Here is a 15,679-nt window from a genome sequence, read left to right on the forward strand (position 1 = left end):
CTCCCGGATCAATCCATCCGGGAGCGCACGAGCGCCCGGGACAGTGCCAGCACGATGAAGGAGATGACGAACAGGATGAAGCCGAGCTGCAGCAGCGAGGTCAGCTTCAGCGAGCCGAGCTGGGCTTCCGGAAACTCGTTGGCGATGGCGGACGCAATGGTCGCGCCCGGCGCAAACAGGGAGGCCGACAGTCGCGTGGCATTGCCGATGACGAAGGTCACCGCCATGGTCTCGCCCAAGGCGCGGCCGAGGCCGAGCATGATCGCGCCCACCATGGCCGTGCGGCCGTAGGGCACCGACACGTTCTTGTAGACCTCATAGGTCGTCGCGCCGACGCCGTAGGCGGATTCCTTCAGCATGGGCGGAACCGATTCCAGCGTCTCGACGAACATGGCCGTGATGAAGGGCAGGATCATCACCGCCAGGATCAGCCCAGCCGTGAGCATGCCCGAGCCGAGGGGCGGACCCTGGAACAGCAGGCCGAGGAGCGGCAGCTGGCCGAGCGTGTCGATGAGCGGCGGCTGCACATAGGCGGCCATGAGCGGGACGATGACGAAGAAGCCCCACATGCCGTAGATGATCGAGGGCACCGCGGCGAGCAGCTGCACAGCCACGCCGATGGGCTGCTTGAGCCTCTGGGGCGCGATCTCGGTGAGGAAGAAGGCAATGCCGAACGACAGCGGCAGCGCGACCACCACGGCGATGACGGCGCTGAACAGCGTGCCATAGATCATCACCAGGGCGCCGTAATTCTCGGTCACCGGATTCCAGCTGGCGGTCCAGATGAATTCGAGGCCGAAGTGCTGCAGCGCGGGAAGGCCACCCTGAAACAGCTCGGCAATGATGAGGCCAAGCAGGATCAGGACGAAAATGCCGCTGCCCCAGAGCAGGGCCACGAAGATGGGATCGGCGATCCTGCCGGTTCCCTTGGCCTTGCTGATGGGTTCGACCGGAGCCGACCCCAAACCGTCCATCGTCGCTTCCATCTGATGCCCATCCCTGCGCCGCCTTGGGCGACCTTGAGTTGCGACCTCGCACGCGCCCGATCGAACCGGGCCGCGGACCTTGCGTGGGGACATGACTGGCACCGGGCACCCCGACGGACAGCCGCCGCGCACCTCGGACTCAACCAACGGACGAGCGCCCATTACCTGGCAGCGTCCGTCATCTGGCGAAGGGCAGCTCCCGCACGGGCCGCCCGCTCACCCGAAACCTTGCCCGCGCCGAAGCGCGAGCAAGGCGTTTTGCTCAAAGCCGGATCAGAGGACCGGCTTGCCTTCGGGGGTGAGGATTTCCTTCTTGAAGGCTTCCTCGACCCGCTTCACCACCGCTTCCGGCAGCGGGATATAGTGGAGCTTCTCCGCCATCTCACGGCCTTCCTTGCCGTAGGCCCAGGAGAAGAACTGCATGGTCACGCGAGAGGTCTCGACGTTCTTGGGGTCCTTCGGCAGCAGCACATAGGTGGGGCTGACGATGGGCCAGGCGGTCTCGGCCGGAGCGTCGATCATGGACGCGGCGAAGTCCTTGGCATTGTCCCAGTCGGCGGCGGCAGCGGCCGCCTCGAAAGCCTTGGTCTCGGGCACGACGAACTTGCCGGCCTTGTTCTGCAGCTGGGTCACCACCAGGTTGTTGGCGGCGGCGTAGATGAACTCCACGTAGCCGACGCCACCCTTGGTGTTCTTCACGTTGCCGGTCACGCCCTCATTGCCCTTGGCGCCCGCGCCAGCCGGCCACTGCACGGAGGTGGCGGAACCAACCTTGGACTTCCACTCCGGGCTCACGGCCGAGAGGTAGGACGTGAAAATGGCGGTGGTGCCGGAGGCATCCGAACGGTACACGGGCACGATGGCCTGCGAGGGCAGCTTCACGCCGGGATTGAGGTCGGCGATCGCCTTGTCGTCCCACTTGGTGATCTTGCCGAGATAGATGTCGGCGAGCACCGGGCCGGTCAGCTTGAGCTGGTTGGTGGCGATGCCCTCGACGTTCACGGTGGCGACCACGGAGCCGATCACGGTCGGGAACTGCAGCAGCTTGTTGGCGGCGAGCTTCTCGGCCGGAACGGTGGCGTCGGAGGCGCCGAAGTCCACAGTGCGGTTGATGATCTGGTTCTGACCGCCGCCGGAGCCGATGGACTGATAGTTCAGGGCGTTGCCGGTCTTCTCCTTATACTTCATGCCCCAGGCCTGGTAGACGGGGGCCGGGAAGGAGGCGCCGGCGCCGGTGAAATCAGCGGCCTGAGCGCTGCCAGCGAACAGCATGCCGGTCACGGCGAATGCGCCGAGAGCAGTGGTGAGCTTCACGATTTCTCTCCTTGCCAATGTCGTTGCTGCCCGACGACCCCGGGACCCCCAAAAACCGCACCGAATACCGCGCATCCACGATGCGCTGGAATGGCACGCTTTGGCCCCGGCCGTGACGCAACACTGGGCTACGAACTTCTAGTCCGTGCGAGGCAAGGTTCTATGACCCCGCCATGACACAGGGATGACATATCAAATTATTGCGATCCCTGCGTTATTTCTATTTCCCCGGCGAAAGATCGAGCCGAACCGCGAAATTCGCCCCCTCTCCGAGGGTGCTGTCGATGTTCAAACGGCCCCGGTGGCGGGCGACAATGTGCTTCACGATGGCCAGCCCGAGGCCGGTTCCACCCTGGTCGCGGCTGGCCGCCACGTCCACCCTGTAAAATCGTTCGGTCAGCCGTGGAAGGTGCTCCGGCGCGATGCCGGGACCGAAGTCCCGCACCGAGATCACGGCCACCGGCCCGCGCGGCCCGGGCTCCCGGCTGAGCGTGACGTTCACCTGCTTGCCGCTGGCGCCGTATTTGAGCGCGTTTTCCACCAGGTTTTCAAACAGGCGGATGAGCTCGTCGCGATCGCCGCGCACCGGCAGGGGCGCCGCATCGTCCTTCAGCTCCAGCTCTATGCCGCGGTCGGCGGCGAGGGGGGTCAGCGTATCGCACACATGAGCCAGGATGCCGGCAAGCTCCACCTCGGTTTCCGGCTGCACATGGGCATTGAGTTCGATGCGAGAGAGGGAGAGCAGGTCATCGATCAGCCGCGACATGCGCCGCGCCTGGGCCGCCATGATGGTGAGGAAGCGCTCCCGCGCCGCCGCATCGTTGCGCGCCGGGCCCTGGAGGGTCTCGATGAAGCCCGACAGCGAGGCCAGGGGCGTGCGCAGCTCGTGGCTCGCATTGGCCACAAAGTCGGCGCGCATCTGCTCCACCCGGCGCTGCTGGGTCAGATCGCGGAAAGTCAGCAACACCGCGTCAGGCGAGGCGCCCGGCCGGTTCCAGCTCTCGGCGTCCAGGTGCAGCGGCACCACATGGGCCTCGAGCCAACGGTCGAGTGGCACACGCTCGGCAAATTCCACACGGCGCGGCAGGCCGTCGGTCGCCGCCGCGCGCACCGCATCCAGCACCTCCGGCACCCGCACCAGGAATGACAGCGGATCGCCCACCCGCGCCGGGCCGATGGCCAGGGCCACCCGCGCATTGGCGGTCATGATCTCGCCTTCCGGCGTCAGCAGCAGGGCCGGCTCCGGCAGCGCGCTCACCACCGCCTCGACCTTCGCATCGTCACGCCTGCTGGCGGACGGCACGGCGGCCGCCACAGGCGCCTCGCGCGCCGGCGCCGGCCAGAAGGCCGCCACCGCCACCAGGCCCCCGAGCGCTAGGCCCAGCAATGGATGGAGCAGGCCGAACACGACCCCCAGCGCGCCCACCACCAGAGCCGCGGCCAGCAGCGCGAGGCGGGGTGCGGCCACCCGGCCCCAGCCCAAGCGGGGACGCGTGCCGACGGGGGCTGCCTGTTCCTCCACCGCGCTCCTGTCCGGCATGCTCATCGGCCCTTTCTCCCAGCCCGTTCTTGCTCTTGCCCACGTAGTCTTGCCCACGTGGTCTTGCCCATCCGGCCACGGGCGCGGCCGCTCTCCTGCCGGGACAAGGGGCAGAGCCCGCAGCCTGTGGCGCGGGCTCGAAGATCGGCGAATCACGCCCGCGAACGTGCGAGCGGCCAGGATCATCGCGCTGCACGAAGGCATTACGACAATTTTTGCTGCTCGGCGAATGCCCTGCAGGCGGGCCTGCGGAACTTCTCCGGGTGCCCTGTGTCAAATGGTGACGTAATGTGAACGCGACATGTCCCGAAGAGACCGGAGGGTCCGGACATGTCTGCTATGACGTCCCTTCGAAAAGGGAGAGATTGATGCTGGCGAAGCGAATCTTTCGGGCTTGCGGCGGTACCGCGCTGGCCGGACTGGGATTGGCCGTGGGCCTCGGCGCGGCCGGCGCAGAGCCCCTGCCCTTCCCCTCCGCCGACTTCAGCCTGAAAGCCAATCTGCCCCGCGGTACGATCATGGACATGGCCTACAGCCAGGGCAAGATGCGGATCGCGGTGAACAACCCGGACACGCCCGGCAGCATGGTGGGCATCATCGACCTCACCGCTCACCGCATGATCATGCAGAGCCCGCAAATGCCGAAGGTGGCGGTGGAAATCGCCCTGCCGCCGGAATATGTGGTGGGCGCGCTGGCCGGCACCGGCACCAAGGGCGAGCGCTCCGAGGTGGCCGGGGAGCCATGCAATCTCTGGCAGGTGGACCCGCCCGCCGACCGCAAGGTGGGCCCCACCCAGGCCTGCATCACCGACGATGGCATCGCGCTACGGACCGAGGCCGAGATCAAGGGCACCAACCGCGTGCTCTACGAAGTCACGAGCCTCACGCGCGGCCCGCAGGATCCCAGGCTGTTCCAGGTGCCGCCGGGCGTGAAGGTGATGAAGATGCCCCAGGGCAAATTCGGCTCCATCCTCGGCAAGGTCGCCCCGGCGCAGTCGCAATAGCCGCGCCATGGCGCCTCATCGCGCCAGCCGGGAGCCTTGTGGCCTGAAAGCGCCTTCGGGCAGCTCGACAGGCCGGAAAGAGGCGGGCGGCAGGTTGTGCCCGTGCACTTGGAAGACAGGCTTTGACAGCGCGTTGGCTCTTTGACGCAGCGGGGTCCGCGGGTCGGAAAGCCGCGCCCCGGCGCCTGCGGCTTCGCCAATGCGCGCAACGCAAGCGGAAGGGCAGACCAGCCCCGAGGGCAACAGCCTCATATGCCCGACGGACGCCCGCGCCCGTTGGAAGGTCAATTCGCCATTTCTGCGCACGCCCGTGGCACAAGCCGGCAGCGGCTTTTCGGGAACACGTCGAGAGTGCTTTCCGCTCGTCCAAGCTCGCGGAAAGCACTTTAACATGTTGCTTTATATGGAGTTCCTAGACCCCCGCTAGCGCGCGGCGCGGCGGGGGAGGTCAGCGGGGGTGTCTGAGACGGGCGGGGCCACCTCATCGGCGCGCTCCGCCGCCTCGGCCGCAGCCACGCAATCCTTGCGGCGACCAAAGCTGAAGGTACCCAGGCGGATTTCGCGCGCGCCCAGCAGGGTCAGCGCGAAGGCGAAGGGCACGATGTAATAGAACAGGCGGAAGATGAGCAGGGCGCCCACCATCTCCCCCATCTCGAACTGCGGCAGCGCCACCAGGAGCGCCGCGTCAAACACCCCGAGGCCACCCGGCGCATGGCTCGCGAAGCCCAGCAGCGTGGCGGTCACGAAGATCACCGCGAGCGAGATCGGGTCGATATAAGGATGCGCCGGCATCAGCATGTACATGGCCGCCGCGCACAGGCTGAGATCCAGAATGCCGATGCCCATTTGCAGCAGCGTGGAGCGGCCCGCCGGCAGCGTCACGAACCAGGAGGACCGGCCGATGGTACGCGGAGCGGCCGACACCCAGGCCACATAGCCCGCCAGCAGCAGCAGCGCGGCAATGCCGATGATGCGGTTCACATGGGGAGGCAGGTGGTCCACCGCCGTGGCGGCGTCGGGATGAATGGTGATGCCGAGGCCGAGCACCGAGAGGTTGCCCAGCCAGAAGGTCAGGCCCGCCACGAAGCAGATCTTGGCCACGTCGATGGCGCCAAGGCCCCAGGCCGAATAGATGCGATAGCGCACCGAGCCGCCGGTGAAGACGGTGAAGCCCACATTGTGGCCGACGGAATAAGAGCAGAAGCCTGCCAGCGCCGCCACCCGGTAGGGCACCTCGGTCTTGCCGATGGTTCGCAGGGCGAACCAGTCATAGAAGGTCAGCGTCAGATAGGCGCAGGCCACCAGCACGAATGCCGCCGCCACATGCAGCGGGTCCTTCGCGGACAGGGCCTTCGTGACGTCCGCGAACTTGAGATCGTGCAGCATCCGGTACAGCACCACCGCCGCAAAGGCGATGACGATGAGGCTGGCCACCAGGCCCAGACCGTGCAGACCCACTTTGTCGCGCAGAAAGGCCCAAACCTTGGAGAGACCCGATCTCACACCCATACCGACACCATCCCCCCGCCCCTGGACGACACGAAGCGCGCTCCAGGCCCGCTTCCTCCGCAACATGAACGTTTCCTGCCCCAGGCCGCGACGGCTTTTCGCCGAAGGCACGGCCTTGTGACCGCCTGTCCCGGCCGGACACGATGCGCACAAAGCACCCAAAAGCGTCAGCTTGCGGGCAGGTTCCTCGATGCGCTCATCACATCTTCACGGGGTAGCCGATCTCCACCGTGCGCGCCCGCGGCAAGCCGAAGCGGTCCACCGAGCGTTCCGCGTTGCGGGCAAGGAAGGCGAAGACATGGGCCACGATGTCGCGGACCCGCAGCACCTCGTCCGGCGGGATGATGCGTTCGTGGCCGATCACGTAGACGGCGGCGTCCGGGTCGATCCCCCGAGCGCTCAAGGCGGGGCCGAGCACAGAGGGTACGTCGATCTGCTGCATGTAGCCGAAGCGCAGATCCACCCGCACGAAATTCTCATTGAGCGTGGTGACCCGCACGCGGTCTTCCACCGAGACCCGCGGACGGGCGGCGATCCACACCGAAACGATGATGGCCTTCTCGAACCGCACCTTCAGTAGCTCCGCCATGCGCGAGAGCGCAACGGGCGTCATCGCGCCGGCACGGGACAGGAAGATGGCCGTGCGCGGACTGTCCACGTCACTGGAGCGGTCCTTTCGGCCCATGAAGGCGTCGAGCGGCTCGGTGAAGCGCACCTGCTGCGCCACCACAGCCTCGAGGCCCCGCCGCCAGCTCACCATCACCAGGATGATGATGCCGGCAATGGTCAGCGGCAGCCAGCCGCCTTCCTCAAGCTTGGTGAGATTGGCCGAGGCGAAGGAGAAATCCACCGTCAGCATCAGCACCGCCATCAGCCACACGGCCGGCGCGGGCCAGCCCCAGGAGCGGCGCACCTGGGCGATGAACAGCACCGAGGTGGTCACCATGGCGAACGCCACCGCGATACCGTAGGCCGAGGCCAGCTTCTCGGAGGCGCCGAACCCGATCACCACCGCGATGCAGGCGATCATGAGCAGCCAGTTGAGGCGCCCCACATAAATGTGCTGCTCATTGTGCTCCGAGGTGTAGCGGATGCGCATGGGCGGCAGGTAGCCGAGCTCGATCGCCTGCTTCGCCAGCGAGAACACGCCGGTGATGATGGACTGCGAGGCGATCACCGTCGCCGCCGTGGCGAGGAACAGCAACGGCACGTCGAACAGATCGGGCGAGAGATCGTAGAAGGGGTTGCGGACCGCGTTGGGGTCCACCAGCAGGATCGCGCCCTGGCCGTAATAATTGAGCAGCAGCGCCGGCATGGCCACGAACAGCCAGGCCCGGGCGATGACCTTGCGGCCGAAATGGCCGAGGTCGGCATACAGCGCCTCACCACCGGTCACGGCCAGAAAGCAGGCGCCGAGGATGACGCCCGCAAGCCCCGGATGGTTCAGCATCAGCATCACGCCATGGCGCGGGTCGAGCCCCGCCAGCACCTGCGGCGCCTGCACGATGCCATAGATGCCCATGGCCGCGAGCGCGGTGAACCACAGCAGCATGATGGGCCCGAAGAAGGAGGCGATGCGCTCCGTCCCCAGCCTTTGCGAGAGGAAGATGGCAAGCAGCACCAGCACGGTGAGTATCACCACCCAGTGCTCAAGCTCCGGCGAGATCACCTGCAGCCCCTCGATGGCGGAGAGCACCGAGATGGCCGGCGTCAGCACGCCGTCGCCGATGAGCATGGCCGAGCCGATGAGGCCCGCGGCCAGGAGATACCACCGGATTCCCAGCGCGCTGCGGTGCAGGTCCAGCAGGGTGACCAGAGCGAGGATGCCACCTTCGCCGTCATTGTCGGCCCGCAGCACCAGCATCACGTATTTCACCGTGACGGAAAGGATGATGCTCCAGGTGATGAGGGAGAGGAGGCCGAGCACGTCCTCCCCCATGAAATTTGTGCCGCCCACCGCGAGCACGCCCTGCTTGAGGGTGTAGAGGGGGCTGGTGCCGATATCGCCGAAGACGACGCCCAGGGCGCCAACTTCCGCTGCGAAAGGCATGACGCGCGTGCGGTCACGGGTGAGGCTGGTGGCCATGGGGCAGCGTCCGGCCTTCAGTGAGCACGCGCGTGGGAAAATGGAGCGATGCGGATCAAGATGTCGCCATCACTTTCGCACCAGGTCGCACCCTGTGACCCGAACGGAGCTTCGATCAAGGGAGGCCCCCGCAGCACTTGATCCCGCATCATAGCGGTCCTCTCACACCTATCCCTGTTCGCGCAGGAAGACAATGCGTGGCCGCACGGCACCCCACACGGGATTTGACCCGCGCCCGCAGATCGCCCAAACCCGGGCCGAAAGACGAAGCCGACATGACCTTCCGCGCCAGCATCCTGACCCTTTATCCCGAGATGTTTCCCGGCCCCCTGGGCCACGCCCTCGCGGGCAAGGCCCTCGCCCGCGAGCTGTGGACCCTCGAGGCGCTGCAGATCCGGGACTTCGCCCTCGACCGACACCGGTCCGTGGACGACACGCCCGCCGGCGGCGGTCCCGGCATGGTGATGCGGGCCGACGTGCTCGCTCGCGCCATCGACGCCGCCGCCCCGCCGGACGATCCCCGCCCCCGCCTGCTGATGACCCCCCGCGGCCGTCCGCTCACCCAGGCCCGGGTGCGGGAGCTGGCCGCCGGCCCCGGCGCCGTGATTCTGTGCGGCCGCTTCGAGGGCGTGGATGAGCGCATCGTGGCGGCGCGGAACCTGGAGGAAATCTGCGTCGGCGACGTGGTGCTCTCGGGCGGCGAGGCCGCCGCTTTGCTGCTGCTCGACGCCTGCGTACGCCTCATTCCCGGCGTCATGGGCAAGCTGGCGAGCGGGGAGGAGGAGAGCTTTTCCCAAAATCTCTTGGAATATCCGCAATATACGCGCCCCCAGGAGTTCGAGGGGCGCCCCATCCCCGAGGTTCTGGTCAGCGGCGACCATGCCCGCATCGCCCGCTGGCGGCGGGCGGAGGCCGAGGCCATCACCCGGGCCCGGCGCCCCGACCTGCTGGGCAATTGGCCACGCGCCTGTGACGCGCCCATGAAGGAAAGGGAATGACACCACCCTCATTCTCATGTATGGAGCCGCGTCCCCTGAACTGACAACGACACGATGCGGCGCCGGGGCGGGCGTGGACCAGATCCGCGTTTCCAAATAAAGACGCCGCTAGAGGTTGGTGACATGAACATTATCGAGACGCTCGAAGCCGAGCAGGCGGCGAAACTCGCCGAAAAGCGTGCCATTCCGGCCTTCCAGCCGGGTGATACGGTCATCGTGAACGTGAAGGTCGTGGAAGGCGAGCGCACCCGCGTGCAGGCCTATGAGGGCGTGGTGATCGCGCGCTCGGGCGGCGGCCTCAACGAGAGCTTCACGGTCCGCAAGATCTCCTATGGCGAAGGCGTGGAGCGCGTGTTCCCGGTCTATTCGCCGCTCATCGATTCCATCAAGGTGGTCCGCCGGGGCAAGGTGCGTCGCGCCAAGCTCTATTATCTGCGCGACCGTCGCGGCAAGTCTGCCCGTATCGCCGAGCGCCAGGAGCGCACGGCCGACGGCAAGATCAAGAAGAACAACGCGGCTCCCGCCGCCGAGTGATCGCCGGGCGCACTTGCGCCGCAAGCGACCCGCGTTTCACGCCGCCGGCCTCGCCGGCGGCGTTTTTGTTTGCCCTCCTCACGCCCCCGGCGGCTCCACATCCTTGAGGCGTGAGAGCAGCCCGTCCGGGTCCGCGTCGAACATCCGGCGCGCGGCGTCCAAGCCGCTCAGGCCGCCCACGTGCAGCCAGCCATCCACCAGCAGCTTGGGCGCACTCCAGCCGCCGTCCGCCTCCGGCATGGATACCGTGCGCAGGTGCGGCCAGACCAAGGCCTCCGCATCGAGATCCCGATAGAGCGCATACCAGTTGCGGCCGCCGGCATCGGTGTCCAGCAGCCGATCGGGGCCGAAATCCAGCGCCATGTCCGCGAGGCCGCCGTCGAACACGCAGAAGCCCGGCCACAGATACCAGGCCTTTGCCCGCCGGCTCCAGCGCCGCACCCCATAGACCGGCTGGCGGGCCACGCAGGCCGCGAGGTCCATGGGCTTCAGCGCCACAAAACCCTGGTCGAGCAGCGCGAAAGCCCCTGGCCCGACAGGGCGGATGATGTTCTGCAGCACCCAATTGGCGGCGACCGATGAGATGCGCGCCGACAAACCATGGGTGAAGGGCACCGGCGGCAGGGCCAGATAAGGCAGGCGCCGCTCCCCCGCCAGCACGGCGTGGCGGGTGCGGGCCTCCGCATCGCAGGAGGTGTCGCACACCAGCAGCGGCGTGTGGGGAAGAAACCGCGCCATGGAGTCCGCCAGCAGCGCCACCGCTTCGGGCGCGTTATAGGCGATGGTCAGGGCCAGCGTTCGCGCGCCCCGCTCTCGCAGCGCGCGCACCACCGCGTCCTGTCCCGCCGCCACGCGGCTGCCATAGGCGTGATCGAGGGACGCGTGGCGCACATGGTTGAGCCATTGCAGGCCCGGCACCTGGGTCAGCCGGCCCGAAACCGGCAGCGGCTCGCCGCCCTTGGCGCGGGCCATGCGAGACGCCCGCAGGCGCGGCCCCTTCACGCGCACACACCGGTGCGCCGCGTGGCGACCAGGCCGGACCGGAGGGGCAGGCAACGGCCGCGTGCCCTGCCGAGCGAATTCCTGCAATCCATCCCACCGCCCTCACTCCCCATGCCGCTCCCTCCTCCTGCCGGTCCGGCGAGGTTTCACTGCCTGCGGCCGCAAGAGGTGATCGCCGCCGGCGCCTGGCGCATCCGCCCGCCCCGAGAGTGCGGACGTGCCGCGGATCTTTGGCATGGGGGCGCTCCTCACACGCGGCGGCCCCGCTGCCGGAAAGCCAGCCGGTCCGGGTTCAGTTTTTCACGGAGGGGCTGAAACAGTCCATCCTTTCGGCCTCGTGCCCTGCTTCATCCCAACTCGGCGGGCAGCGCGCTACGGCTTGGATGCGGCTGGCCCGGTCGGAACGGGCGTCGTCCGGTTCAGGGCATAAAGATATGCCTGGCCGCTGCCATCCGGGCGCGGGAAGCGGCCGAGCAGCTTGAAGCGCTCCGGGTGAGCCGAGATCGCGTCCTGCATCTGCTCTTCCAGCGCAGCCTCCGACCCCGCGCTTCCCTCGACGAGAGCGATATAGCCAACGCCGAGCCCGTCCAGCCCAACAAGGAGATCTTCGGGAGTGGCAAAAAGCGGTGCTCCCGTCGCCGGGCCGGGGCCACGGACGGCGAGCACCATGCGGCCCGGCATCACGAAGCTGCGGCGGGCCTGATCTCGCTGCGCGACGGCAGCCACCAGCGCGCCTTCCGAAGACCGATCAGCCAGCACCAGCAAGCTCGGCGGGCGGCCGGTTTCGGAGAGAAAGGTCTGCGCGACGGGGTCAAGGCCAAGGCTCGGCTTGCTCACACTCGCCATGACCGCGGGAAGCGCCGCGAACAGCATGACCAGCGCCACCATCAGGCCCGCGAGCGTCCTCCACCCGCTCGTCACCAGCGCCATCAGGCGCAATCCGCCCGCCGCGGCCAGAATGACAAGCGGAGCATAAAGCGGCAAGCCGGTGTCCGGCCCCGGCAAGGGCCACGCCCGCTCGGCCAGGACGAAAGCCAGCGAAAGCACCACCAGGACCGGGAGCAGCGCCGGCCCATCCTTCCGTCGCGCATCCGCCAGCACGAACAGCACGCCCGCCACCGCCATCGCCACCAGAACCGCGCCGAGCTGCCCCAGGACGGCGAGGCCTTCATGCGGCGCCATGGTGCCGGACAGCGCCGCCGCCGTGCGCACCATGGGAAATGTGCCGATGGTCCACGGCCCAGCGACCACCAGGACCAGCCCGAACGGCAGCCAGAACACCCCGCGTCGCAGCAGGCCGAAGCGCCGGGTCAACAGAACAGACATGGGGAGCAGCAGCAAGGCGAGGCCCGTGGCCTTGGTCAGGATCGCCGCGGAGGCCAACAGGCCGAACACCATTGCGCCACGCAGGCACGGCCGCTCAAGAAAATCGGCATAGACCACGGCCGCCCAGAGCATCAGCACAGCGAGAGGCAGGTCGAGCCCCACCACCACGGTTGCCTCCCTCAAACCAGGCAGCACCATCAGCACCGCGCCGACGGCCACGCCCGGCAATGGCCCGAAGCGTCGCGCGCTCAGCCAGCCCGCGCTCGCCACCAGGAGCGCGGCGAGGAAGGCCGGCAGCAGGAGGATTGCCGGCGTCGAGGGCTGCAGCAAGCTGAACCACAGGCCTTCCACCAGGTAGTAAAGCGGCGGCCACAGCCCGAGCACGACGCGGGGAAAGTGCAGCCCATATTCCGCGATGAAAACCAGCGGATTCTGGAACCCCGACGACAAATAGTTCAACACCATGAGGCCGGTGACCACATGGCCCGACTCGTCGGGACCCGTGGCTGAGAACTCCGCCATGTAGGCGCCCGCCGTGCGCTGCTGCACCACGATCAGCACGGTAAGGAGGGCCGTCAGGATGAGGAAGCCGAGGCCCTGCAGCGCGGCGGTGCCAAGGCTTCGCGGGGTGCGCTCCCGAACAATGTCGTCCGCCAACTCGACTACTCCGCCAACACAATGCGGCCTCCGGCGCGCATGCGGCGAGACACCGCGCACCGCGAACCGGCTCAGGGCCGCCTTGTAAAAGCACAGGCGTCCGGCGTCTATGCCGGGAACGCGGCACAGGACGCACGGCGGGCGGAGGTTTCTGAATGCTGCGGCGGGCGCCGCCGATCGACCTGGGAAACGGCCCTCCTGAAAGAATGCCCATGACGGCAGGCGGGAAGATTGTCTCGGTATTTCTCTATGACCCGAAAACAGGCGCGTTGCGGATGCCTGCCACTGCCGGAGCATGCCAGCCGCCCCCGGGGCAGGACGTCTCACCGGCGCCGACTGCATCGCTCGTGCCGGTCGAATGGCCGTCCGGGCACGGGGAGCCGAAGGCTGCCGTGCAAAAAGGCCCTGGGGATACGCCCACGGTGGCGGGGGTTCAGGTGCCGCGCTCGGCCTTGCTGAAATTGCTGAGGTCGCCCTGCCGCTCCGCCTGCTTGCGCCAAACCTTGGCCGCTGCCTTCAGCTTGGCTTCCGGAGCGATGCGCGACATCAGGCGATCCAGCTTGAGGCTTCCGCATTTCGGGCACACGGGCGTGTCGGATATGCCGACGAGCAGCTCGCTATCCGTGTTGCAATCCTGACAATGAAAGCCATAGAGCGGCATCACGCGGCCTCTGTTCCAGCGCCCGGCGGCGCCTTGAAAGAATTGGCGTCGCGCCCCGATCCGGTTCAGCCGGCGCGCGGCTCGACGCACGCAGTCCACGCAAGTTTCGTGCCGCCCCTCCCTCCATCAGGCGTCGCCGCTGGGCAAGACCAACCGGCCTTCGCCATCGAACGGAAAGAACGGATTGTGCGCGACCTCCCAGAGGTGCCCATCCGGATCCGCGAAGTAGCCGCTGGTGCCGCCCCAGAACACTGCCTGGGCCGGCTTCACGCAGCGCCCGCCGGCCGCGACCGCCCGCGCGATCACCTCCGCCACCGCGCCGCTATCCCCCACATTGCAGGCAAGCGTGAGCCCACGGAACGCCGGCAGGTCGCCCCCCGGCGGCAAAGTTGCATCCTCCGCCAGATGGTCGCTCGGATAGAGGCTGAGCACCACGCTTCCCGCCACGAAGAAGGCCACCCCGGTGTCCGCCGCCGCGCGCCGCTCAAGCCCCATGGCCGTATAGAAAGCGCAGGCCCGCGGCAGGTCGGATACCCCGAGCGTGACCAGATTCAGGCGGAAGGGAGCGTCGGGCGCCATGGCGGCCTCAATCGAACAGCGAGAGTTGCTCGCCCATGGGCTTGGGGTGCCGGAAATGGGCCGTGGAAAGCCTGGCACCGCGCCCATCCAGCCCGAGCCGGCGAGCCGCGATCTCAAACCTGCGCCCCAGGGTCCAGGCATAGGGCCCTTCCCCCCGCATGCGGCTGCCGAAGGCCGAGTCGTAATCCTTGCCCCCGCGCATTTGCTGCATCAGCGCCAGCACATGGCGCGCTTTGTCCGGGAAATGGGTGACCAGCCATTCGCGAAACAGATCCGCCACCTCCAGCGGCAGGCGCAGCAGCACATAGCCGGCCTCGCGCGCACCGGCCGCCTTGGCCGAATCCAGGATGCGCTCAAGCTCCATATCGTTGAGGGCGGGGATCAGCGGCGCCGTCATCACCGCCGTGGGAATGCCCGCCTCGCTCAGCCGCTGGATGGTCCCGAGCCTCCGTTGCGGGCTCGCGGCGCGCGGCTCCATGATGCGCGACAGATGAGGGTCGAGGGTGGTGATGGAGACCGCCACCTTCACCAGCCCCTTCTCGGCCATGGGCGCGAGGATATCGAGATCACGCGCGACCAGCCCTGATTTGGTGACGATGGCCACCGGATGGCCGAAGTCACGCAACACCTCCAGGATGCGGCGCGTGACCTGGTACTGCCGCTCGATGGGCTGGTAGGGGTCGGTATTGGTGCCCATGGCGATCACGCGTGGCTGATAGCCGGGATGGGACAGCTCCCGCGCCAGCAGCTCCGGCGCGTCCGGCTTCACGAACAGCTTGGTTTCGAAATCGAGCCCCGCCGACAGCCCGTGATAGGCATGGGTGGGGCGCGCGAAGCAATACACGCAGCCGTGCTCGCAACCGCGATAGGGGTTGATGGAACGGTCGAAGCCGATATCCGGCGACTGGTTACGGGTGATGACCGTGCGCGCGCGCTCCTCCGTCACCTCGGTCTTGAACGGAGGCAGGTCTTCGAGGGCCTCCCAGCCGTCGTCGAACCGCACCCGAGCCACCGGCTCGAACCGCCCCGCCGCATTGGAAACGGCCCCGCGCCCGCGCCGCCGCGGGGCTTCCACGACCAGTCCCGCGGCCTCGGCGGCGGAAGGGGCGACAGCCGGCACATCCGCTGCCGCGTCAACATCCACCGACTGCTGCCGGCTTTCAGCGGCTGCGCGGCGCGTTGCTGCGCGGTCCTCCTCCAGCCGGCCGAGGACCGCCCGCGCGCGCTTGGGCCCCGCGCTCGCCGCCGGCTGCGGAGCCGCTCCTGCGGCCGCCTTGCGGCCCGCGCCACCCGCCACCTTGGGACCGGCGGATGACCGCCGGCCCGCCTTTGGCGGCGCGAGGGAATCGGAAGGCCGCTGCGCCACCTCCAGATCGAGAGGCGCCGGCAGCGAAGGGGCTGGAGGGTGAGCATTCAGATTCATGAATCAAAAGCTAACACCGCCACGCGAACGAAACAAGAACATCGGTGCGCAAATCGCGTT

General features: G+C 67.8%; 13 protein-coding genes. 3 read left to right on the forward strand and 10 right to left on the reverse strand.

The genetic code is table 11. The features are described from left to right. Positions 1–8 precede the first annotated feature (8 nt). The 3 genes from pstC to V5F26_RS02250 form a co-directional block, all read right to left on the reverse strand. The gene (gene pstC / locus V5F26_RS02240; protein ID WP_234055149.1) at positions 9–986 is read right to left on the reverse strand and encodes a phosphate ABC transporter permease subunit PstC; all 978 of its coding nucleotides are present in this window, start codon (positions 984–986) and stop codon (positions 9–11) included. A 273-nt stretch (positions 987–1,259) separates the two neighbouring features. After that, complete coding sequence (pstS, locus tag V5F26_RS02245) at positions 1,260–2,300, reverse strand: phosphate ABC transporter substrate-binding protein PstS (RefSeq protein ID WP_394059177.1); 1,041 nt, start codon at positions 2,298–2,300, stop codon at positions 1,260–1,262. Between the two features lie 220 nt (positions 2,301–2,520). Continuing rightward, positions 2,521–3,846, reverse strand: coding sequence for an ATP-binding protein (locus V5F26_RS02250; protein ID WP_394947617.1), 1,326 nt, complete (start codon positions 3,844–3,846; stop codon positions 2,521–2,523). 362 nt (positions 3,847–4,208) lie between these two features. Here V5F26_RS02250 and V5F26_RS02255 point away from each other — a divergent pair, with 362 nt between their 5' ends. Beyond that, positions 4,209–4,844, forward strand: a complete 636-nt coding sequence (locus tag V5F26_RS02255; RefSeq protein ID WP_394947618.1) for a hypothetical protein — start codon at positions 4,209–4,211, stop codon at positions 4,842–4,844. A 423-nt stretch (positions 4,845–5,267) separates the two neighbouring features. On the opposite strand, the gene V5F26_RS02260 is transcribed toward V5F26_RS02255, so the two are convergent. Continuing rightward, positions 5,268–6,353 (reverse strand): putative bifunctional lysylphosphatidylglycerol flippase/synthetase, encoded by a 1,086-nt coding sequence (locus tag V5F26_RS02260; protein WP_234051209.1) that lies wholly within the window; start codon positions 6,351–6,353, stop codon positions 5,268–5,270. Positions 6,354–6,552: 199 nt separating this feature from the next. Continuing rightward, entirely contained in the window at positions 6,553–8,439 is a 1,887-nt protein-coding gene (locus V5F26_RS02265; RefSeq protein WP_234051210.1) for a potassium transporter Kup, read from the reverse strand. 275 nt (positions 8,440–8,714) lie between these two features. On the opposite strand from V5F26_RS02265, the gene trmD reads away from it, so the two are divergent. After that, positions 8,715–9,437, forward strand: coding sequence for a tRNA (guanosine(37)-N1)-methyltransferase TrmD (gene trmD / locus V5F26_RS02270; protein WP_394947619.1), 723 nt, complete (start codon positions 8,715–8,717; stop codon positions 9,435–9,437). 123 nt (positions 9,438–9,560) lie between these two features. Further along, positions 9,561–9,971, forward strand: coding sequence for a 50S ribosomal protein L19 (rplS, locus tag V5F26_RS02275; protein ID WP_234051212.1), 411 nt, complete (start codon positions 9,561–9,563; stop codon positions 9,969–9,971). Positions 9,972–10,049: 78 nt separating this feature from the next. Here the strand turns inward: rplS and V5F26_RS02280 are convergent, their stop codons facing one another. The 5 genes from V5F26_RS02280 to V5F26_RS02300 all read right to left on the reverse strand — a co-directional run bounded on the left by V5F26_RS02280 (position 10,050) and on the right by V5F26_RS02300 (position 15,316). Beyond that, complete coding sequence (locus V5F26_RS02280; protein ID WP_394947620.1) at positions 10,050–10,943, reverse strand: hypothetical protein; 894 nt, start codon at positions 10,941–10,943, stop codon at positions 10,050–10,052. 402 nt (positions 10,944–11,345) lie between these two features. Then, positions 11,346–12,956 (reverse strand): ArnT family glycosyltransferase, encoded by a 1,611-nt coding sequence (locus V5F26_RS02285; protein WP_394947621.1) that lies wholly within the window; start codon positions 12,954–12,956, stop codon positions 11,346–11,348. 433 nt (positions 12,957–13,389) lie between these two features. After that, positions 13,390–13,617 carry an FmdB family zinc ribbon protein gene (locus V5F26_RS02290; RefSeq protein WP_234051215.1) on the reverse strand — a complete coding sequence of 76 codons (228 nt, stop codon included), beginning with the start codon at positions 13,615–13,617 and terminating at the stop codon, positions 13,390–13,392. A 126-nt stretch (positions 13,618–13,743) separates the two neighbouring features. Then, a complete protein-coding gene (locus V5F26_RS02295) occupies positions 13,744–14,196 on the reverse strand; it encodes a VOC family protein (protein ID WP_394059169.1) in 453 nt (150 codons plus the stop codon). A gap of 7 nt (positions 14,197–14,203) precedes the next feature. Then, positions 14,204–15,316, reverse strand: coding sequence for a PA0069 family radical SAM protein (locus tag V5F26_RS02300; RefSeq protein WP_394947758.1), 1,113 nt, complete (start codon positions 15,314–15,316; stop codon positions 14,204–14,206). Between the last annotated feature and the right edge of the window lie 363 nt (positions 15,317–15,679).

It is taken from the genome of Xanthobacter variabilis (genome assembly GCF_043831965.2).
Lineage (GTDB): Bacteria > Pseudomonadota > Alphaproteobacteria > Rhizobiales > Xanthobacteraceae > Xanthobacter.